Origin of the sequence: Mycobacterium tuberculosis complex sp. N0072, from assembly GCF_030323725.1 — a bacterium.
GTDB classification, from domain to species: Bacteria; Actinomycetota; Actinomycetes; order Mycobacteriales; family Mycobacteriaceae; genus Mycobacterium; species Mycobacterium tuberculosis.
Map to the genome: position 1 here is coordinate 2,697,530 of NZ_CP040689.1, position 19,119 is coordinate 2,716,648.

Consider the following 19,119-nt stretch of genomic DNA (forward strand, 5'->3'; position numbering starts at 1 on the left):
GTTACTGGCGTGCAACCAGATAAGGCGTCAATGTGGATAGCTTTTCGCAAGTCTCCTCGAATTCGCGCTCTGGCTCCGATTCTTCGATGATGCCGGCGCCGGCCCGCAGCCAAGTCCGCCCGCCGACCTGGTATGCCGCCCGCAGCGTCAGCGCGGCGTCTAGCCCGCCATCCGCCGAAAGCATCACCACCGCACCGGAATACAGCCCACGTGGGCACTCATCGAGGCGAAAGATGGCCTCAACGCCAGCTGCTTTCGGGATTCCGGATGCAGTGACAGCAGGAAAAAGGGCTTCCAGGGCGGCCATCCGGTCGCTCGATGGATCCAACCGTGCTCTGATGGTGGAGCCGAGGTGCTGCACACTGCCGCGCTCGCGCACCGTCATGAAATCGATGACCGCAGCACTCCCTGGTTCGGCGATGTCGGTAATCTCCTCAAGCGAAGAGCGCACTGAAATGGCGTGCTCGACAATTTCTTTGGAGTTTGATTCCAGGTCATCACGAGCCAGTCGGTCAATGGCGGGACCACGGCCCAAGGCGCGGGTACCGGCCAACGGCTCGGTGATCACCACTCCGTCGGCGCGCACCGCCGTGACGAGTTCGGGGCTGTAACCCAGAGCACGGATTCCGCCCAACTGCAACAAAAACGACCTCACCGGGGTGTTGTGCCGACGCCCCAGCCGGTAGGTCAACGGAAAGTCGATCGCGAAAGGCACTTCGACACAACGGGACAGAATCACCTTGTGGTAGCGGCCGGCAGCGATTTCATCGACGGCTACCGCCACCCGACGGCGGAAGCCGGATGGATCGTCGGAGACGTCGACGGAGCGGGACTGCGGCACCTCTCGCACCCCGGTGGCGAGTAATCGGTCGATGGCCTCGCGGTGGCGAATCCCAGCATCGAACAGGCGAATCTCCTTTTCGCTCACCATGATCCGGGTTCGGGGCGAAAACACCCGGGCCAGTGGGGTGTGCGGCGCCAGCCGCTGCTGCAACCCATAGCGGTGCACGCCGAATTCGAAGGCGACCCAGCCAAAAGCTTGATCGGTTTCCAGCAACAGCCGATCGACGGCTTCGCCCAGGGCCGCTCCCGGGCGACCCGACCATTGCTGTCGCCGCGTAACGCCATCACGGATGACGCGCAGTTCGTCGCTGTCTAGCTCCACCATCGCCTGCACACCGGCGGCCAGGACCCATTGGCCGTCGCACTCGTAGAGCAGGTAATCCTCGTCGACGGACTCGGTAACCACCGCCGCCAGCTCCGCTGCCAGGTCGGCGGGGTTGACACCGGCGGGCATCGGGATGGACGACGACGCGGTGCTGACGGCGCCTGTCGCGACGCTGAGCTCGGACACAGCTAGTAAATGTAGCCTAACCTACTTAATGGGTCGCAGCCCCCCGGGGTCGTCGCATGTCCAACGTGCTCGACTGGAAGAAAATGCTCGTCGGGAGCAAATGGCACCAGCCGGGGCGGCGACAGGACCCACCCACGGCCGGACGGTCCGCGGACTGCGTTTCGCAGCGTAATCATTTCCGCAGGCAGAGGCGGTCGCGGCCGGTGCTCGCCGGTTACCATGCCCGCCAACTCACGCACACGAAATCGTGAAACCTTTGCCAACCGTTTACTGGCTAGCTACAAAGCAAGGTTTTGCCTTCGCCGGAATTCTCCTAACATCACTCACTAACCACGTAGACCATCCGGTCGACGACGTAGTCGCGGTACGCGTGGCTCGCCAAGCTCGGTATGTCCGCTGGGTCTGCCCAGGCATCGCCCGATCGTTAGCCAGTCAACAGAGAGGACCCGACGATGTTCGTAATCCGGCTCGCCGACGGCGAAGAAGTCCACGGCGAGTGCGACGAGCTGACGATTAACCCAGCAACCGGCGTCCTCACGGTCTGCCGGGTCGACGGGTTCGAGGAAACCACCACGCACTACTCGCCGTCGGCGTGGCGGTCGGTGACACACCGCAAGCGGGGGGTCGGCGTTAGACCATCCCTGGTCTCAACGGCTCAATAAGCCCGAGCCACACTTTCTAGATTCGACTTGATATTCCTGGTCGCTCCCCTGACGCTGGGTGCTTCCTGGATCGCCGCACCAGGTATGGGAGGCGCCAATGCTGCATGAGTTCTGGGTGAACTTCACTCACAACCTGTTCAAGCCGCTGCTGCTGTTCTTCTATTTCGGGTTCTTGATCCCGATCTTCAAGGTGCGATTCGAGTTCCCCTATGTGCTCTACCAGGGCCTAACCCTGTATCTGCTGCTGGCCATCGGTTGGCACGGCGGCGAAGAACTCGCCAAGATCAAGCCGTCCAACGTCGGCGCCATCGTTGGGTTCATGGTGGTTGGCTTCGCCTTGAACTTCGTGATCGGCACCTTGGCATACTTCCTGCTGAGCAAGCTGACCGCCATGCGCCGGGTCGACAGGGCGACGGTCGCCGGCTATTACGGGTCGGACTCGGCAGGGACATTTGCCACCTGTGTAGCAGTCCTGACCAGCGTCGGCATGGCCTTCGACGCCTACATGCCGGTCATGTTGGCCGTCATGGAGATCCCCGGCTGCCTGGTGGCGCTGTATCTGGTGGCGCGGCTGCGGCACCGAGGGATGAACGAGGCGGGGTACATGGCCGACGAGCCCGGCTACACCACAGCGGCGATGATCGGAGCGGGGCCCGGCACGCCCGCCCGGCCCGCTCACAGCGACAGCCTCACGGCCCAAGCCGAGCGCGGCATCGAAGAAGAGTTGGAGCTCTCGCTGGAAAAGCGCGAGCATCCAAATTGGGATGAAGACGGCGTCAAAGACAGCGGCACGAATGCGTCGATCTTCTCACGCGAGTTGCTGCAGGAAGTTTTCCTCAACCCGGGGCTCGTTCTCCTCTTCGGCGGCATCGTCATCGGCCTGATCAGTGGACTGCAGGGACAGAAGGTCCTACACGACGACGACAACTTCTTTGTGGCGGCATTCCAGGGCGTACTTTGCCTGTTCCTGTTGGAGATGGGCATGACGGCGTCGCGTAAGTTGAAGGATCTGGCGTCGGCGGGCAGTGGGTTCGTTTTCTTCGGCCTGCTGGCACCGAATCTGTTTGCGACGCTTGGGATCATCGTGGCCCACGGCTACGCATACGTCACTAACAACGACTTCGCGCCGGGCACATATGTGCTGTTCGCGGTGCTCTGCGGCGCGGCGTCCTATATCGCCGTCCCGGCCGTGCAACGGCTTGCGATCCCCGAGGCCAGTCCGACCTTGCCGCTGGCCGCGTCGCTGGGTTTGACGTTCTCCTACAACGTCACGATCGGGATCCCGCTGTACATCGAGATCGCCCGCATCGTCGGGCAATGGTTCCCTGCCACCGGGGCTTCGATCGGTTAGCCCAGCAGAGTGCGCACCACCGCGTCGGCCAGCAATCGCCCCCGGCCGGTGAGGACCAGTCGGTCGCCGTGGTAGTCCAGCAATCCGTCGGCCAACACCGCCTCGGCACGTTCCCGTTCGGCAGCCCCTAGCCGGGCGAGCGGTAGCCCCTGGCGCAGCCGGACCTTCAGCAACACGTCTTCGGTGTGCAAAGCGTCGGCGCCCAGCTGCTCGAAGCCCGCTACCGGCAACGTCGCCCCGGCCAGTATCTCGGCGTAAGTGTTGGGGTGCTTGACATTCCACCAGCGTGTCACGCCAATGTAGCCGTGCGCGCCCGGACCTGCGCCCCACCACTGGCCACCGTCCCAATAACCCAGGTTGTGCCGGCACTCGCCGCCCGGTCGACACCAATTGGACACCTCGTACCAGGCAAACCCGGCCGCCGACAGCCGAGCATCGACCAACTCGTAGCGATGCGCCAGCACGTCGTCATCGGGCGCGGCCAGCTCACCACGCCGAACCCGGCGAGCCAGTGCCGTGCCGTGCTCGACGACCAAGGCATACGCGGACACATGATCCACACCGGCCTGCACCGCGGCGTCCACTGAGCGCACCAGGTCGTCGTCGGACTCCCCCGGGGTTCCATAGATCAGGTCGAGGTTGACGTGTGTGAAGCCCTCCGCTATCGCCTCGGTGGCCGCGGCCGCCGCCCGGCCCGGCGAGTGCACCCGGTCCAAGGTTGCCAGCACCCTCGGGGCCACCGACTGCATGCCGAGCGACACCCGCGTGTAACCGGCCGCGCGGATCGTGGCGAAGAACTCCGGCCACGTCGACTCGGGGTTGGCCTCGGTGCTGACTTCGGCGTCGGGCGCCAGCACAAAGTGGTCCCGCACCATGTCCAGCAACGTGGCCAGGCGCTCCCCCCCGAGCAGCGATGGCGTCCCGCCACCCACATACACGGTATGCACCGTCGGTGCGTCCAGCTTGGCGGCCGCCAGTTCGAGCTCCGCCCGCAGCGCCAGCAGCCAACGGTCCGGGCTGACGCCACCCAGCTGGGCCGGGGTGTAGGTATTGAAGTCGCAGTACCCGCAACGGGTCAGGCAGAACGGGACGTGCAGGTAGACCCCGAACGGTTGTCCGGGCATGGGCGCCAGGCCGGGCAGCTCAACTGGTGCCTGCCGAAATACCATGCCAAATCATCGCATAGCGCGTACCAGCTAGGGTGGCCAGCAATGTAACGCAGGCACACCTCAATCGTCCCTGCTCCCCGAACAACCTCCAGTCTCGGCCGCGAGGAACGTCAGGATGTGGGTGAGCGAGCCCAGCGGTGCGTCTCCCTGACTACAAGAACTACATTTCGGCCACGCACCCGGGCCTTGGGTTTTCATAATGTTGTCTGCGACCTCGATCTGTTGCTGGGGACTCGCGGCCGCCGGCGACCCGACACCACCGTTGGAATCCCACGTCGCCTGGCTGATCTGCAGACCACCGTATAACCCGTTACCGGTGTTGGCCGCCCAATTGCCGCCGGATTCGCATTGCGCGATGGCGTCCCAATCGATGTCGTCGGCTTTCGAGCTGATGGTGGACAGACCCAACAACGCGACAAACATGGTCGCGACAACGGCGGTTTCGATGAACACCGTGCATACGATCCTGGCGCACCTGTCACGTGGTCGGCCAGCACCCGCAGTAGTAAGCAAACCCGGTGTCATAGCAGCTCCACCTTGCTGGCCAGCCAGCGGCCGTTCACCTTGTCCATGATCACCTTGATCCGACTGCGGTCGATCTGCGGCGTTGGGCTGTTCCGGTTGCTGACCGACTGGTCGATGAACATCAGGACCACTACCTTGTTCGTGGTGGCTGATTTGACCGACGCCGCCACGACGGTCCCGTGGGTGGCCACCCGATTGTCGGCCAGCAGTTGGCGAAGGTGCGCACTGGATTTGCCGTACTTATCTTTGAACTCGCCGGTCGAACCCTCGAGAATGTCCCTCATGTTGTGGTCGATCCGCTCACAGTCCATGGTGGCCAGCTTGACGACATAGCTGCGTGCGGCCTGCAGTGCCTGGCCGGCGGCGACGTCTGTCTGATGCTTCTCAAAGAGCACCCATCCGCACCATCCAGACCCGGCCAACGACACAACCACCGCGACGGCGCCAACCCAGCCAATCACCGATCTGGTTAACCGACCGCGGCCGGGAGTTTCGGCCGGTTCGCCGGTGCCGCCTGGCTCACTTGCACCGTGGCCCCGGCCGAAGATGGCCATTCTGCGCACGATTGACCTCGATCACTATCCGCTAAGACAACTATCTCAGTAGTCATATTTGGTCACATCTGTCACTCCTGTCAACGTCAGGTGCGCGTCTCCCAGCGGATTCCCGGGTCGGCCTATCCATCCATCCAGGCTTGTTGCGTAGTTTTGATCATCGTGAAAAGAAATTTGACCAGGTCGCGCAGCTGCACGCCATCCATGGCAGAATGTCACCGTGACCGCCGCCAAGAACCCGCGCCCCGATCTGCGAATCGCGCTGGTGGCTCGGCGGCACATCGACCTCAAGCGGGTCTGCAGCTGTGGCTGTCGGCCTTGACGCCGTAAACCCAGCCCACCTGTATCTGCAGCCGGCGACCGGATCTGCCCCTCCCGGAACAAGCGGCGTTTAGCGCGTCCTAGGTCGGCGATGTCCGCGAAGGAGAACCCCCAAATGACCACTGCACGTCCCGCCAAGGCTCGAAATGAGGGCCAGTGGGCGCTGGGACATCGCGAGCCACTCAACGCCAACGAAGAGCTGAAGAAGGCCGGCAACCCGCTCGACGTGCGGGAGCGCATCGAAAACATCTACGCCAAACAGGGTTTCGACAGCATCGACAAGACCGACCTGCGAGGGCGCTTTCGCTGGTGGGGCCTGTACACCCAGCGTGAGCAGGGCTACGACGGCACCTGGACCGGTGACGACAACATCGACAAGCTCGAGGCCAAATACTTCATGATGCGGGTGCGTTGCGACGGCGGCGCGCTCTCGGCTGCCGCGCTGCGCACGCTGGGCCAGATCTCGACGGAGTTCGCGCGCGATACCGCCGATATCTCCGACCGGCAGAACGTGCAATACCACTGGATCGAAGTGGAAAACGTCCCTGAAATCTGGCGACGGTTAGACGATGTCGGACTGCAGACCACCGAGGCGTGCGGTGACTGCCCGCGGGTAGTGCTGGGCTCGCCGTTGGCCGGCGAGTCGCTCGACGAAGTGCTCGACCCGACCTGGGCGATCGAGGAGATCGTGCGTCGCTACATCGGCAAGCCCGACTTCGCCGACTTGCCGCGCAAGTACAAGACCGCCATCTCTGGCCTGCAGGACGTCGCGCACGAGATCAACGACGTCGCCTTCATCGGCGTCAACCATCCCGAGCACGGACCAGGCCTGGATCTGTGGGTGGGCGGTGGACTGTCGACCAACCCGATGCTGGCCCAGCGGGTCGGCGCCTGGGTTCCACTGGGCGAAGTGCCCGAGGTGTGGGCGGCGGTCACCTCGGTGTTTCGCGACTACGGCTACCGGCGACTGCGCGCCAAGGCCCGGCTGAAATTTCTGATCAAAGACTGGGGCATAGCGAAGTTCCGCGAAGTGCTCGAAACCGAGTACCTCAAGCGTCCGCTGATCGACGGTCCGGCCCCCGAACCGGTCAAGCATCCGATCGACCACGTCGGGGTGCAACGACTCAAGAACGGGCTCAACGCCGTCGGAGTCGCCCCCATCGCCGGGCGGGTATCGGGCACCATCCTCACGGCGGTCGCCGACCTGATGGCGCGGGCCGGTTCCGACCGGATCCGGTTCACCCCCTACCAGAAGCTGGTCATCCTCGACATTCCGGACGCCTTGCTCGACGACTTGATCGCCGGTCTGGACGCGCTGGGGCTGCAGTCGCGCCCGTCGCATTGGCGCCGGAACTTGATGGCGTGCAGCGGGATTGAGTTCTGCAAGTTGTCATTCGCCGAAACCCGGGTTCGAGCACAGCATTTGGTGCCCGAGCTGGAACGCCGGCTTGAGGACATCAACTCGCAGCTCGACGTACCGATCACCGTCAACATCAACGGCTGCCCGAACTCATGTGCGCGAATTCAAATCGCCGACATCGGATTCAAGGGACAGATGATCGACGACGGACACGGCGGCTCCGTCGAAGGCTTCCAGGTGCATCTGGGCGGACACCTCGGCCTGGATGCCGGATTCGGCCGCAAACTGCGCCAGCACAAGGTCACCAGTGACGAACTCGGCGACTACATCGACCGGGTGGTGCGCAACTTCGTCAAACACCGCAGCGAAGGTGAACGCTTCGCGCAGTGGGTCATCCGGGCCGAGGAGGACGACCTGCGATGAGCGGCGAGACAACCAGGCTGACCGAACCGCAACTACGTGAGCTGGCCGCGCGCGGAGCTGCCGAACTCGACGGCGCCACCGCCACCGACATGTTGCGCTGGACCGACGAAACCTTCGGCGACATCGGCGGCGCCGGCGGCGGCGTGAGCGGACATCGCGGGTGGACAACGTGCAACTACGTAGTTGCTTCCAACATGGCTGATGCGGTGCTGGTGGATCTGGCCGCCAAGGTGCGACCGGGCGTACCGGTCATCTTTCTTGATACCGGCTACCACTTCGTCGAAACAATCGGCACCAGAGATGCGATCGAGTCCGTCTATGACGTCCGGGTGCTCAATGTCACTCCGGAGCACACAGTGGCCGAGCAGGACGAACTGCTGGGCAAGGACTTGTTCGCCCGCAACCCCCATGAATGCTGCCGGTTGCGCAAGGTCGTTCCCCTGGGCAAGACGCTGCGTGGCTACTCCGCGTGGGTGACCGGGCTACGGCGGGTCGATGCACCGACCCGGGCCAATGCCCCGCTGGTCAGCTTCGATGAGACGTTCAAACTAGTGAAGGTCAACCCGCTGGCGGCGTGGACCGACCAAGATGTGCAGGAATACATTGCCGACAACGACGTGCTGGTTAATCCGCTTGTGCGGGAAGGCTATCCGTCGATCGGTTGCGCTCCGTGCACAGCCAAACCCGCCGAAGGCGCCGACCCGCGCAGCGGACGCTGGCAGGGGCTGGCCAAGACCGAATGCGGGTTGCACGCCTCGTGACCGCGCCGGCGACGATGCAGAGCGCAGCGATGCTGAGGAGCGGCGCCATCGAAGCACCGCCGGCGACGATGCAGAGCGCAGCGATGCTGAGGAGCGGCGCCATCGAAGCACCGCCGGCGACGATGCAGAGCGCAGCGATGCGGTGGGGGCACCTCCCGCTTGCGGAGGAGAGCGGCACCATCGCGCCTCAGCTCGTCCTCACCGCACACGGCAGCAAAGATCCGCGATCGGCCGCCAACGCACGGGCTATCGCGGGCCGGCTGGCGCGCATGCGGCCCGGGCTCGACGTGCGGGTCGCGTTCTGTGAGCTCAACTCGCCCAACCTGGTCGACGTGCTCAACCGCTGTCGAGGAGCAGCTGTGGTCACCCCGCTGCTGCTGGCCGATGCCTACCATGCTCGCGTCGACATCCCTGCCCAGATCGCCAGCTGCCGCGTTGGTCACCGGGTACGCCAGGCCAGTGTGCTGGGTGAGGACATTCGGCTGGTGTCAGCGCTGCATGAGCGCCTCACCGAGCTGGGGGTTTCGCCGTTCGACCACACACTGGGGGTGGTCGTGCTCGCGATCGGCTCATCGCATCCCGCGGCCAATGCGCGCACCTCGACGGTGGCGTCAAGGCTGGCGGAGGGGACCCAGTGGGCCGCGGTGACGACCGCTTTCATCACCCGACCGGAGGCTTCGCTGGCCGATGCCACCGATCGGTTGCGACGCCACGGTGCCCGTCGGATGGTCATCGCGCCATGGCTGCTCGCCCCTGGGATACTGTCTGACCGGGTACGCGGATACGCACGGGAAGCCGGCATCGCGATGGCACAACCGCTGGGTGCACACCCGATGGTGGCCGCGACCATGTGGGATCGCTACCGACAAGCCGTGGCCGGTCGGATCGCGGCCTAGGTCTTCTCGAAGGTCTGCTGGAACGGATGTCCTCTGGTGAGTGTTTGGTTGCGAGCGGGCGCCTTGGTGGCTGCAGTGATGCTGTCGCTGAGCGGATGTGGCGGCTTCCACGCGGGTGCGCCAAGCACGGCCGGTCCGTGCGAGATCGTCCCCAATGGCACGCCGGCGCCCAAGACACCCCCGGCTACCGTGCCTTCGTCGCGCAACCTCGCGACCAACCCCGAGATCGCCACCGGCTACCGCCGGGACATCACCGTGGTGCGGACCGCCCACTATGCGGCAGCCACCGCCAATCCGCTGGCCACTCAGGTGGCCTGCCGAGTATTGCGCGACGGTGGTACCGCCGCCGATGCCGTCGTGGCCGCCCAGGCGGTGCTGGGGTTGGTCGAACCGCAATCCTCCGGGATCGGCGGCGGCGGATATCTGGTGTACTTCGACGCCCGCACGGGCTCAGTGCAGGCCTACGACGGCCGTGAGGTGGCCCCAGCGGCCGCCACCGAGAACTACCTTCGCTGGGTCAGCGACGTCGACCGCAGCGCGCCCAGGCCCAACGCCCGAGCCTCGGGACGGTCGATCGGAGTACCGGGCATCCTGCGAATGCTGGAGATGGTGCACAACGAGCACGGGCGCACACCCTGGCGCGACCTCTTCGGCCCCGCGGTAACGCTGGCCGATGGCGGTTTTGACATCAGCGCCAGGATGGGCGCGGCCATCTCCGACGCTGCGCCGCAACTGCGAGACGACCCGGAGGCTCGCAAGTATTTCCTCAATCCCGACGGCAGCCCGAAACCCGCGGGAACCCGGCTGACGAACCCCGCGTACTCAAAAACCCTGTCCGCCATCGCCTCCGCCGGCGCCAACGCCTTCTATTCCGGCGACATTGCCCACGACATCGTGGCGGCGGCGAGCGACACATCGAATGGCCGCACGCCGGGCCTGTTGACCATTGAGGACCTGGCGGGTTACCTCGCCAAGAGACGCCAACCGTTGTGCACGACCTATCGCGGCCGGGAGATCTGCGGCATGCCATCGTCGGGTGGCGTCGCCGTGGCCGCAACCTTGGGCATCCTCGAGCACTTCCCGATGAGCGACTACGCGCCCAGCAAGGTCGACCTCAACGGCGGTCGCCCGACCGTGATGGGGGTTCACCTGATAGCGGAGGCCGAACGGCTGGCCTATGCCGACCGCGACCAATATATCGCTGACGTCGATTTTGTCCGGCTGCCCGGCGGCTCGCTCACCACGCTGGTTGACCCGGGCTACTTGGCAGCACGCGCCGCGCTAATCTCGCCGCAACACAGCATGGGCAGCGCCAGACCGGGGGACTTCGGCGCACCGACGGCCGTCGCCCCGCCAGTGCCTGAGCATGGCACCAGCCACCTCAGCGTCGTCGATTCGTACGGCAATGCGGCCACGTTGACGACGACGGTGGAATCTTCGTTCGGCTCCTACCACCTGGTGGACGGATTCATCCTCAACAACCAGCTGAGCGATTTCAGCGCCGAGCCACACGCTACTGACGGATCACCGGTGGCTAACCGGGTCGAGCCTGGGAAGCGACCGCGCAGTTCGATGGCACCGACGTTGGTGTTCGATCACTCGTCGGCGGGGCGCGGTGCGCTGTACGCGGTGCTCGGTTCTCCGGGCGGCTCCATGATCATCCAGTTCGTCGTGAAAACACTTGTGGCGATGCTGGATTGGGGTCTGAATCCGCAGCAGGCGGTTTCCCTGGTCGATTTCGGCGCCGCGAACTCGCCGCACACTAACCTCGGCGGTGAGAATCCCGAGATCAACACTTCCGACGATGGTGATCATGACCCGCTGGTGCAAGGCCTGCGCGCGCTGGGGCATCGAGTTAATCTTGCCGAGCAATCCAGTGGGCTCTCGGCGATCACCCGCAGCGAGGCGGGTTGGGCCGGCGGCGCCGACCCACGCCGCGAAGGCGCGGTCATGGGCGACGATGCCTGAGCCGTTCGCCGGCGGGCGGCCAAACGAACGCGGACCACTTCGAGCCGATAATTTTGCCGGCCCTCTCGGGCTTTGTCTGCGGTTTTACCGGCTCGGTGCATTCGCGCGCTAGCCGATAGGGTCTATCGCCATGTCCGGTGCCACGGTGGGTGCGCGCGAAATCACCATCCGCGGAGTCGTCCTGGGCGCATTGATTACCTTGGTGTTCACCGCGGCCAACGTGTACCTGGGGCTAAGGGTTGGATTGACATTCGCCACTTCCATACCGGCCGCGGTGATCTCGATGGGCGTGCTGCGGTTGTTCGCCAACCACTCAGTGGTGGAGAACAATATTGTTCAGACGATCGCGTCGGCGGCCGGCACGCTGTCGTCGATCATCTTCGTGTTACCGGCACTGCTCATGATCGGCTGGTGGAGCGGGTTTCCGTACTGGACAACGGCGGCGGTGTGTGCACTGGGCGGGATCCTTGGCGTCATGTACTCAATTCCGTTGCGCCGCGCACTCGTCACCGGATCAGACCTGCCGTACCCAGAAGGCGTTGCCGGAGCCGAGGTTCTCAAGATCGGTGACTCCGCACGGGAGATGGAGCACAACCGTAGGGGAATTGGGGTAATCGCCCTGGGCGCGGCAGCGGCGGCGGGATATGCACTGCTGGCATCCCTGCGGGTGATCAACAACTCACTGTCGGCCACCTTCCGAGTAGGTTCCGGTGCGACGATGATCGGTGCCAGCTTGTCGCTGGCGTTGATCGGCGTCGGTCATCTTGTTGGCGTCACCGTCGGTGTCGCAATGATCGTCGGATTGGCTATCGCCTTTGGGGTAATGCTGCCAATACGGACAGCCGGCCAACTGCCGCCGGACGGGGACTACGCCGTCGCCGTCGCCAGAATTTTCTCGACGGACGTGCGGTTCATCGGGGCGGGCGCCATTGCGGTGGCGGCCGCCTGGACGTTCTTGAAGATCCTGGGGCCGATTCTGCGTGGCATCGCCGACGCCGCGGTCTCAGCTCGAACCCGACGCCGAGGGCAAGCGGTTGGCCAGACCGAGCGCGACATCCCGATCCACATCGTGGCCATGGTGGTTCTTCTCTCGCTGATCCCAATCGGATGGCTGCTCGCGGACTTTACCGACGGGACACCGCTCGATGACCGCAGGCCCGGCGCCATCGCCGCCGGGGTACTGCTCGTCTTGGTCATCGGGTTGATGGTCGCTGCGGTCTGCGGTTACATGGCCGGGTTGATCGGCTCGTCGAACAGCCCGATCTCGGGCGTGGGCATTCTGGTGGTGGTGCTGGCCGGTCTGCTGATCAAGACTGCGTATGGTCCGGCCACCGGCTCGCAGATTCCGGCCCTGGTGGCCTACACCGTGTTTACCGCTGCATTGGTCTTCGGCGTGGCGACTATTTCCAACGACAATCTGCAGGACCTCAAAACCGGCCAACTCGTCGGCGCTACCCCATGGAAGCAGCAGGTTGCACTGATCATCGGCGTGCTCGTCGGGTCGGTGGTGATGGCGCCGATCCTGCAGCTGATGCAGGCTGGATTCGGGTTCCAGGGGGCGCCGGGCGCAACGGCCAACGCATTGGCCGCCCCGCAAGCCGCGCTCATGTCCGCGCTGGCCAAGGGAGTATTTGGTGGCTCGCTGAACTGGTCGCTGGTCGGTGTAGGGGCCTTGACCGGCGTGATAGCGGTCGCGCTCGACGAGACACTGGCCAAGACGACAACCAACCTTCGGCTGCCGCCACTAGCGGTGGGTATGGGTATGTACCTGCCGGCCGCACTGACGCTGATGATCCCGATCGGCGCATTCCTCGGGCGGATCTATGACTCCTGGGCGCGGTGGTCTGGGGATGACGACGAGCGCAAGAAACGGTTGGGCGTCATGCTCGCGACGGGCCTGATTGTGGGCGAAAGCCTATACGGGGTGCTCTTTGCCGTCATCGTCGCGACAACTGGCAAAGAGGAGCCGCTGGCCATGGTCGGCGACGGATTCAGGTTTGCCTCCCAGCCGCTGGGAGCCATCGTCTTTGCCGGCCTCCTCGCTTGGCTCTACCAGCGCACCCGGGTCACAGCGTCGTACCGGCTGGCAGCGCCGGCCGGCAGCTCCAAGCCACTGCCCGATTTGCCTGGGTAACCGCATTGCGCCCGAGGGGTCCGGCTTTTCACAGCAACTTCACGGTTGACATCCACCTTGGCTCGCAGCTCTGCGAGGCAGCCTGAGGTGACAAAGCCGGCGGCCCGACACATGCAGCCGAGTTGGCTGGCTCGGAAGGGGGACAGAGTTGACCATGACAGCGAGTGTGGCCAAGGTGACAGCTGCACGCCCGGAGCCAAGCGCGGCGTGGGCTGAAGCCCGGCGGCGGGTACGCCAACGCCGCGAGGACATGCTGCGCCATCCTGCATTTCTGTCCAAGCAGCTCCCTGCCGAACCAGCAGACGACGACGGCGTCGCGGCCGTCTACGACATCGCGATTGCGCGTCGGCGCCGACCTGCTTGAGCGGGTCCCGGCGGGTCAACGTCGGCGGCTGCCGGGTAAACCGGCAATCGACGACCGGGCCTTGGCGGGCGCGTCGCGTTCTGCCAGCTGAACTCGCCGAGCCTGGTCGATGTGCCTGGGCTGGTGCCCGCGATGCCCTTGGACGCGCTCCGGCCGGCGAGACAGCCGACGAGTGGCTTGGGCGAATGCGCCACGATGCGTCGGCCAGAGGCGGGTAACGAGAAGGTGGCGGTGATCTGGGAAAGCCTGGATGTCGTTCCCCCCGAGTCGCTATAGTCAACTGCGCCGATGGGTCAATGCTGGCCAGGCGATGCTCTGGTCGACATGGCTTAGCAATCCTGACATTTTGGAGGTGCCGGATGTCGTTCCTGATTGCTTCGCCGGAGGCGCTAGCGGCGACAGCCACATATTTGACAGGTATCGGTTCGGCAATCAGCGCGGCGAACGCGGTCGCGGCCGCCCCGACAACAGAGATCCTGGCGGCGGGGACCGACGAGGTGTCCACCGCCATCTCAGCGCTGTTCGGCGCTCATGCCCAGGCATATCAGGCGCTCAGCGCCCACGTGGCGGCATTTCACGACCAGTTCGTGCATACCTTGACCGCCGGTGCCGGCTCATACATGGCCGCCGAGGCCGCCGCCGCCTCGCCTCTGCAGGCTTTGCAGCTGGAGCTGCTCAACGCCATCAATGCACCCACCCTGGCGCTGTTGGGACGCCCGTTGATCGGCGACGGCACCGATGCGGCGCCGGGGAGCGGGGGGGCCGGCGGGGCCGGCGGCATCTTGATCGGCAACGGCGGGACCGGCGGCGCCAGCGACTTAGCCGGGACCGGCCGCGGCGGGGTCGGCGGGGCGGGCGGCGCCGGCGGGCTCTTCGGCATCGGCGGCGCCGGCGGGGGCTGCGGGTCCGCGGTGGCGATCGGGGGTGACGGCGGGGCCGGTGGCGCCGGCGGCGTGTTCAGCGGCGGCGGCGCCGGCGGGGCCGGCGACGCCATCGGGGGTAGCGGCGGCGCGGGCGGCACCGGTGGGCTGTTGGGTGGTGGCGGCGGCGCGGGCGGCGCCGGCGGCGCCGGCGGCAATGGCGGGGGCGCCAGCAACAGCGCAAGTATCGGGGGTGACGGTGGGTCCGGCGGCGCGGGCGGCATGCTCTACGGTGCCGGCGGCGTCGGCGGCAACGGCGGGGCCGCGGTCGCTATCGGGGGTGACGGCGGGGCCGGCGGCAGGGCCGGAGCGATCGGCAACGGCGGTGACGGCGGCAACGGCGGGACTTCCAACACCCCCGGCGGTAGCGGCGGCGACGGCGGCAATGGCGGGAACGCCGGACTGATCGGCAACGGCGGTAACGGCGGCAACGCCGAGATTGTCATCTCCGGCGGTAGCGTCGCCGGCACCGGTGGCAACGGCGGGTTGCTGTTGGGCTTCAACGGCACGAACGGGCTGCCGTAGCGGGCGAGCCCGCCGGCCTCTGGATCACGTCGATGTGACTTTGACCCGTTCCACGCCGGCATCGTCGACGCCCGATACGCCACCGGCAATCGGCGGCACCCGGGTGGCACGCACGTAGACGGTGTCACCCTCGCGTAGGGCCAGCGCCTCGGCATCGCCGCGGGTGATCTGGGCGGTGAAGGCCCCGCCGGTGGCCGCGCTGGTCAACTCCACGCGGACCTCGAAGCCCAGCACCACCACCCGATCCACAACAGCCCGTAGCACACCGGTGGACCCGGCGGTGCCGTCAGCGGCGGCCACGGCCATATTGGGAGTCCGGCCGACCCGGATGTCGTGCGGGCGCACCAGGGAGCCGTTCAACGTGGAAACCGCTCCCAAGAAGGACATCACGAAGGCGTTCGCCGGGGCGTCGTAAACGTCGGTCGGGGATCCGACCTGCTCGATACGGCCCTTGTGGAGTACGGCGATGCGGTCGGCCACATCCAGCGCTTCGGCCTGATCGTGGGTGACCAGCACCGTGGTGACATGCACCTCGTCGTGCAGGCGGCGCAGCCAGGCACGCAGCTCTTCGCGCACCTTGGCATCGAGTGCGCCGAACGGCTCGTCGAGCAGCAGCACCTCCGGATCGACCGCCAGCGCCCTGGCCAGCGCCATCCGCTGTCGTTGCCCACCGGAGAGCTGATTGGGGTAGCGGCTCTGAAATCCGCTCAGGCCCACCACCTGCAGCAGATTGTCGACCTTGGCCTTGATCTCGGCCTTGGGGCGCTTACGGATCTTCAACCCGAACGCCACGTTGTCACGGACAGTCAGGTGTTTGAACGCCGCGTAGTGCTGGAAGACGAATCCGATGCCACGCCGCTGTGGCGGCACCCGGGTGACGTCGCGGCCGTTGATCGTGATGGTTCCGGTGTCCGGTTGGTCGAGGCCGGCTATGGTGCGCAACAGCGTCGACTTGCCCGAACCGCTGGGGCCCAACAATGCGGTCAGCGAACCGGTCGGTACGACGAAATCCACGTGGTCAAGTGCGACGAAGTCGCCGTAGCGTTTGGTGGCGTCGGCCACGACGATGGCGTAGGTCATTTTCACCGTCTCCTTCTCAGCCCTCGCTGACCGCTCGTGCCCGGCGGGCGTCTAGCACCATCTGGACGATCAGCACCACCACGGAAACCGCCATCAGCAGCGTCGACAGCGCGTAGGCACCGTACTCGGCCCCACGGTGGTAGCGGTCGGAGACCAAGAGGGTCAGTGTTTGCGATGTCCCTGGAAGGTTCGACGAGACGATGATGACCGCCCCATATTCGCCGAGGGTTCGAGCGACGGTCAATACGATGCCGTACGTCAGGCCCCACCGGATGGAGGGCAGCGTGATTCGCCAGAATGTCTGCCACCAACCGGAACCCAGCGTCGCCGCCGCCTGCTCCTGGTCGGTGCCCAATTCGTGCAATACGGGTTCCACTTCGCGCACCACGAATGGACAGGTGACGAACATGCTGGCAAGCACGATTCCCGGCAGCCCGAAGATGATCTTGAAGCCAAGGTCCTGCTCGACGAAGCCCAGGGCGCCGGCCGATCCCCACAGCAAGATCAACGAGACGCCCACGATGACGGGTGAAACCGCAAAAGGCAGATCGATAATCGCCTGCAAGACGCCCTTGCCGCGGAACCGGTTGCGGGCCAGCACCAATGCCGTCGTGACTCCAAAGATCACGTTCAGCGGTACCACGATAGCCACCACCAGTAGCGACAGGTTCAGCGCTGATATCGCCGCCGGGGTACTGATCCAGGCGTAGAACTGGCCAAAGCCCGGTTCGAAGGTCCGCCACAGGATCAGCGCTACCGGAACGATCAACAGCACAAAGACGTACCCCAGCGCGACCGATCGGACGAGGTAGCGAGCCGCCGGCAAGGAGGTCATGCGGCCATCTCCTCACGTTTGGCCGCACGCGCGCCGACGACACGTAGGATGAGCAGCACAATGAACGAAATCGAGAGCAATACAACCGATATCGCGGCCGCTCCGGTGCGGTCGTCGTTCTCGATCAGGGTGCGAATCCATTGCGAGGACACCTCGGTCTTGCCCGGCACGGCCCCGCCGATCAGAACCACCGAACCGAACTCGCCGATAGCGCGCGAAAACGCCAGGCCCGCACCGGATAACAATGCCGGCGTCAGCGACGGCAACACCACCGAAGTGAAGATTTTGGCACCATTAGCGCCCAGCGACGCCGCCGCCTCCTCGGTCTCGCGATCGATTTCCAGCAGCACCGGCTGCACGGCGCGCACCACGAACGGCAATGTGACGAACGCCAACGCCACCCCAACACCGGTCGCGGTGTGTTGAAAATGAAGCCCCACCGGGCTGTTGTTCCCGTACAGTGCCAACATCACCAGGCTGGCGACGATGGTGGGCAACGCAAACGGCAGATCGATAATCGCATCGACGATCCGCTTGCCAGCGAAGTCGTCACGCACCAGCACCCAGGCGATCAGCAAGCCGAACACCAGGTTGATGACCGTGACTGCGGTCGAAATCGTCAGCGTTACCCGGAACGACTCCATCGCGGCATGCGACGAGACCGCCAGCCAGAAGGCCCGCCAACCACCGCCCGCGGCCTGCCAGACGATGGCGGCCAGCGGCAACAGCACGATCACCGAAAGCCACACCACTGCCATACCGACCCGAACGGAAGGGGGGCCCGCGGGGCCGGAAAGGCGCGCGCGGAACTGCGGCGCGCGGCGTTCGCCGACCAACGATTCCGTCATCCGGTGGCCCGCAGATAAATCTTGGTGATGCTGCCGGTCGCCTTGTCGAACAGCTGAGGATCCACGCTGCCCCAGCCACCGAGGTCGGCGATCGTCCACAGTTTCGCCGGCACCGGAAACAGGTCGGCAAAATCGGCGGCGACCGCCGGATCGACCGGCCGGAAACCGGCCTGCGCCCATAACTTCTGCGCCTGCACGGTGTACTGGAAGTTTCTGAATGCGGTCGCCGCTCCAAGGTGTGTGCTGGTCGCCACTACGGCCAACGGATTTTCGATCTTGAACGTCTGCGGCGGGGTGACGTGCTGCACCGGTTTGCCCGCCCGCTCGGTCGCGATGGCTTCGTTCTCGTAGCTGATCAACACGTCACCGCTGCCCTGGACAAAAACATCGGTGGCTTCCCGCCCCGACCCGGGGCGCAATTTGACGTGTTCATTCACCAATGTATTGACAAAGTCGATCCCCGCTTGGTTATTCCGGCCACCGTCACTTTTCGCGGCGTAGGGGGCTAGCAGATTCCACTTGGCAGAACCCGAACTCAGCGGACTGGGCGTGATGACCTCAATACCCGGGCGCAACAGGTCATCCCAATCTCTGATGTTCTTCGGGTTACCCGCGCGGACCACAAACGTCACCACCGACCCGAACGGGATGCCCTTGGTGGCATCGGCGTCCCAGTCCTTGTCAACCTTGCCGGCCTTGACCAGGCGAGCGATGTCCGGTTCGACCGAGAAGTTCACCAGGTCGGCCGGTTTACCGTCGGCAACACCGCGCGACTGGTCGGCCGACGCGCCATATGAGGTAATCACCTGGACTCCCCGGCCCTGTTCGGAAGCGTTGAACGCGGGAATCACCGCACTCCAGCCGGGTTCCGGGACGGCGTAGGCGACCAGGGTGATGCTCGTATGCGCACGGTCCGGTCCCGCACGGCCGACCACGTCGCTGGGACCGCCATGACACCCCACGCCGATACCGGCGATCAATGCGCACACCACCCCGGCAGGGATAATGTGCCGCCAGCGGGATGCGCTAGCGATGCAGCTCGCTTCAGAAAGCGTCAAGGAGAGCATTG

General features: G+C 65.2%; 19 protein-coding genes. 11 read left to right on the forward strand and 8 right to left on the reverse strand.

All coding sequences use genetic code 11. From position 1 onward, the window contains the following. Position 1: 1 nt before the first annotated feature. Positions 2 to 1,354, reverse strand: coding sequence for a mycobactin biosynthesis salicylate synthase MbtI (gene mbtI, locus FF952_RS12660; RefSeq protein WP_003412287.1), 1,353 nt, complete (start codon positions 1,352 to 1,354; stop codon positions 2 to 4). A 452-nt stretch (positions 1,355 to 1,806) separates the two neighbouring features. Between mbtI and FF952_RS12665 the strand changes: the two genes are divergently transcribed. Next, positions 1,807 to 2,016, forward strand: a complete 210-nt coding sequence (locus FF952_RS12665; RefSeq protein ID WP_003899302.1) for a hypothetical protein — start codon at positions 1,807 to 1,809, stop codon at positions 2,014 to 2,016. A 97-nt stretch (positions 2,017 to 2,113) separates the two neighbouring features. Further along, a complete protein-coding gene (locus tag FF952_RS12670; protein ID WP_003412289.1) occupies positions 2,114 to 3,367 on the forward strand; it encodes a sodium-dependent bicarbonate transport family permease in 1,254 nt (417 codons plus the stop codon). On the opposite strand, the gene hemW is transcribed toward FF952_RS12670, so the two are convergent. The 3 genes from hemW to FF952_RS12685 are packed head-to-tail and all read right to left on the reverse strand — an operon-like array spanning position 3,364 to position 5,615. Continuing rightward, positions 3,364 to 4,536: a radical SAM family heme chaperone HemW gene (hemW, locus tag FF952_RS12675; protein WP_003412290.1), complete on the reverse strand. Its 1,173-nt coding sequence runs from the start codon at positions 4,534 to 4,536 to the stop codon at positions 3,364 to 3,366. The two genes, FF952_RS12670 and hemW, sit on opposite strands and share 4 nt — an antisense overlap. A gap of 60 nt (positions 4,537 to 4,596) precedes the next feature. Next, positions 4,597 to 5,061, reverse strand: a complete 465-nt coding sequence (gene rpfD, locus FF952_RS12680) for a resuscitation-promoting factor protein RpfD (RefSeq protein WP_003412293.1) — start codon at positions 5,059 to 5,061, stop codon at positions 4,597 to 4,599. Continuing rightward, positions 5,058 to 5,615, reverse strand: coding sequence for an Rv1363c family protein (locus FF952_RS12685; protein WP_003412295.1), 558 nt, complete (start codon positions 5,613 to 5,615; stop codon positions 5,058 to 5,060). Before FF952_RS12685 ends, rpfD begins: the two co-directional genes overlap by 4 nt. A 265-nt stretch (positions 5,616 to 5,880) precedes the next feature. On the opposite strand from FF952_RS12685, the gene FF952_RS20820 reads away from it, so the two are divergent. The 9 genes from FF952_RS20820 to FF952_RS12725 all read left to right on the forward strand — a co-directional run bounded on the left by FF952_RS20820 (position 5,881) and on the right by FF952_RS12725 (position 15,287). Then, a complete protein-coding gene (locus FF952_RS20820) occupies positions 5,881 to 5,937 on the forward strand; it encodes an Ms4527A family Cys-rich leader peptide (protein ID WP_349814673.1) in 57 nt (18 codons plus the stop codon). A 114-nt stretch (positions 5,938 to 6,051) separates the two neighbouring features. Further along, positions 6,052 to 7,719, forward strand: coding sequence for a sulfite reductase SirA (sirA, locus tag FF952_RS12690; RefSeq protein ID WP_003899303.1), 1,668 nt, complete (start codon positions 6,052 to 6,054; stop codon positions 7,717 to 7,719). Further along, positions 7,716 to 8,480 carry a phosphoadenylyl-sulfate reductase gene (locus FF952_RS12695; protein WP_003412303.1) on the forward strand — a complete coding sequence of 255 codons (765 nt, stop codon included), beginning with the start codon at positions 7,716 to 7,718 and terminating at the stop codon, positions 8,478 to 8,480. The genes sirA and FF952_RS12695 overlap by 4 nt, the downstream gene beginning before the upstream one ends. A 29-nt stretch (positions 8,481 to 8,509) precedes the next feature. After that, positions 8,510 to 9,376: a sirohydrochlorin chelatase gene (locus FF952_RS12700; RefSeq protein ID WP_003903876.1), complete on the forward strand. Its 867-nt coding sequence runs from the start codon at positions 8,510 to 8,512 to the stop codon at positions 9,374 to 9,376. Positions 9,377 to 9,412: 36 nt separating this feature from the next. Continuing rightward, a complete protein-coding gene (locus FF952_RS12705; RefSeq protein WP_003904828.1) occupies positions 9,413 to 11,344 on the forward strand; it encodes a gamma-glutamyltransferase family protein in 1,932 nt (643 codons plus the stop codon). A gap of 130 nt (positions 11,345 to 11,474) precedes the next feature. Continuing rightward, positions 11,475 to 13,478: an OPT family oligopeptide transporter gene (locus FF952_RS12710; RefSeq protein ID WP_003903878.1), complete on the forward strand. Its 2,004-nt coding sequence runs from the start codon at positions 11,475 to 11,477 to the stop codon at positions 13,476 to 13,478. 148 nt (positions 13,479 to 13,626) lie between these two features. Continuing rightward, complete coding sequence (locus tag FF952_RS12715) at positions 13,627 to 13,842, forward strand: acid and phagosome regulated protein AprA (RefSeq protein ID WP_003899306.1); 216 nt, start codon at positions 13,627 to 13,629, stop codon at positions 13,840 to 13,842. A 111-nt stretch (positions 13,843 to 13,953) separates the two neighbouring features. Then, complete coding sequence (locus tag FF952_RS12720; protein ID WP_003907942.1) at positions 13,954 to 14,118, forward strand: acid and phagosome regulated protein AprB; 165 nt, start codon at positions 13,954 to 13,956, stop codon at positions 14,116 to 14,118. A gap of 83 nt (positions 14,119 to 14,201) precedes the next feature. Then, entirely contained in the window at positions 14,202 to 15,287 is a 1,086-nt protein-coding gene (locus FF952_RS12725) for a PE family protein (RefSeq protein WP_003908846.1), read from the forward strand. Positions 15,288 to 15,311: 24 nt separating this feature from the next. On the opposite strand, the gene FF952_RS12730 is transcribed toward FF952_RS12725, so the two are convergent. Genes FF952_RS12730 through FF952_RS12745 form a run of 4 tightly spaced genes read right to left on the reverse strand, consistent with a single transcriptional unit; the run spans position 15,312 to position 19,117 of the window. Next, positions 15,312 to 16,367, reverse strand: coding sequence for a sulfate/molybdate ABC transporter ATP-binding protein (locus FF952_RS12730; protein ID WP_003412325.1), 1,056 nt, complete (start codon positions 16,365 to 16,367; stop codon positions 15,312 to 15,314). 16 nt (positions 16,368 to 16,383) lie between these two features. Continuing rightward, on the reverse strand, positions 16,384 to 17,202 hold the full coding sequence (gene cysW / locus FF952_RS12735) for a sulfate ABC transporter permease subunit CysW (RefSeq protein ID WP_003412329.1): 819 nt from the start codon (positions 17,200 to 17,202) through the stop codon (positions 16,384 to 16,386). Beyond that, complete coding sequence (gene cysT / locus FF952_RS12740; RefSeq protein WP_003412332.1) at positions 17,199 to 18,050, reverse strand: sulfate ABC transporter permease subunit CysT; 852 nt, start codon at positions 18,048 to 18,050, stop codon at positions 17,199 to 17,201. The genes cysW and cysT overlap by 4 nt, the downstream gene beginning before the upstream one ends. After that, on the reverse strand, positions 18,047 to 19,117 hold the full coding sequence (locus FF952_RS12745) for a sulfate ABC transporter substrate-binding protein (protein WP_003412335.1): 1,071 nt from the start codon (positions 19,115 to 19,117) through the stop codon (positions 18,047 to 18,049). Before FF952_RS12745 ends, cysT begins: the two co-directional genes overlap by 4 nt. Positions 19,118 to 19,119 lie beyond the last annotated feature (2 nt).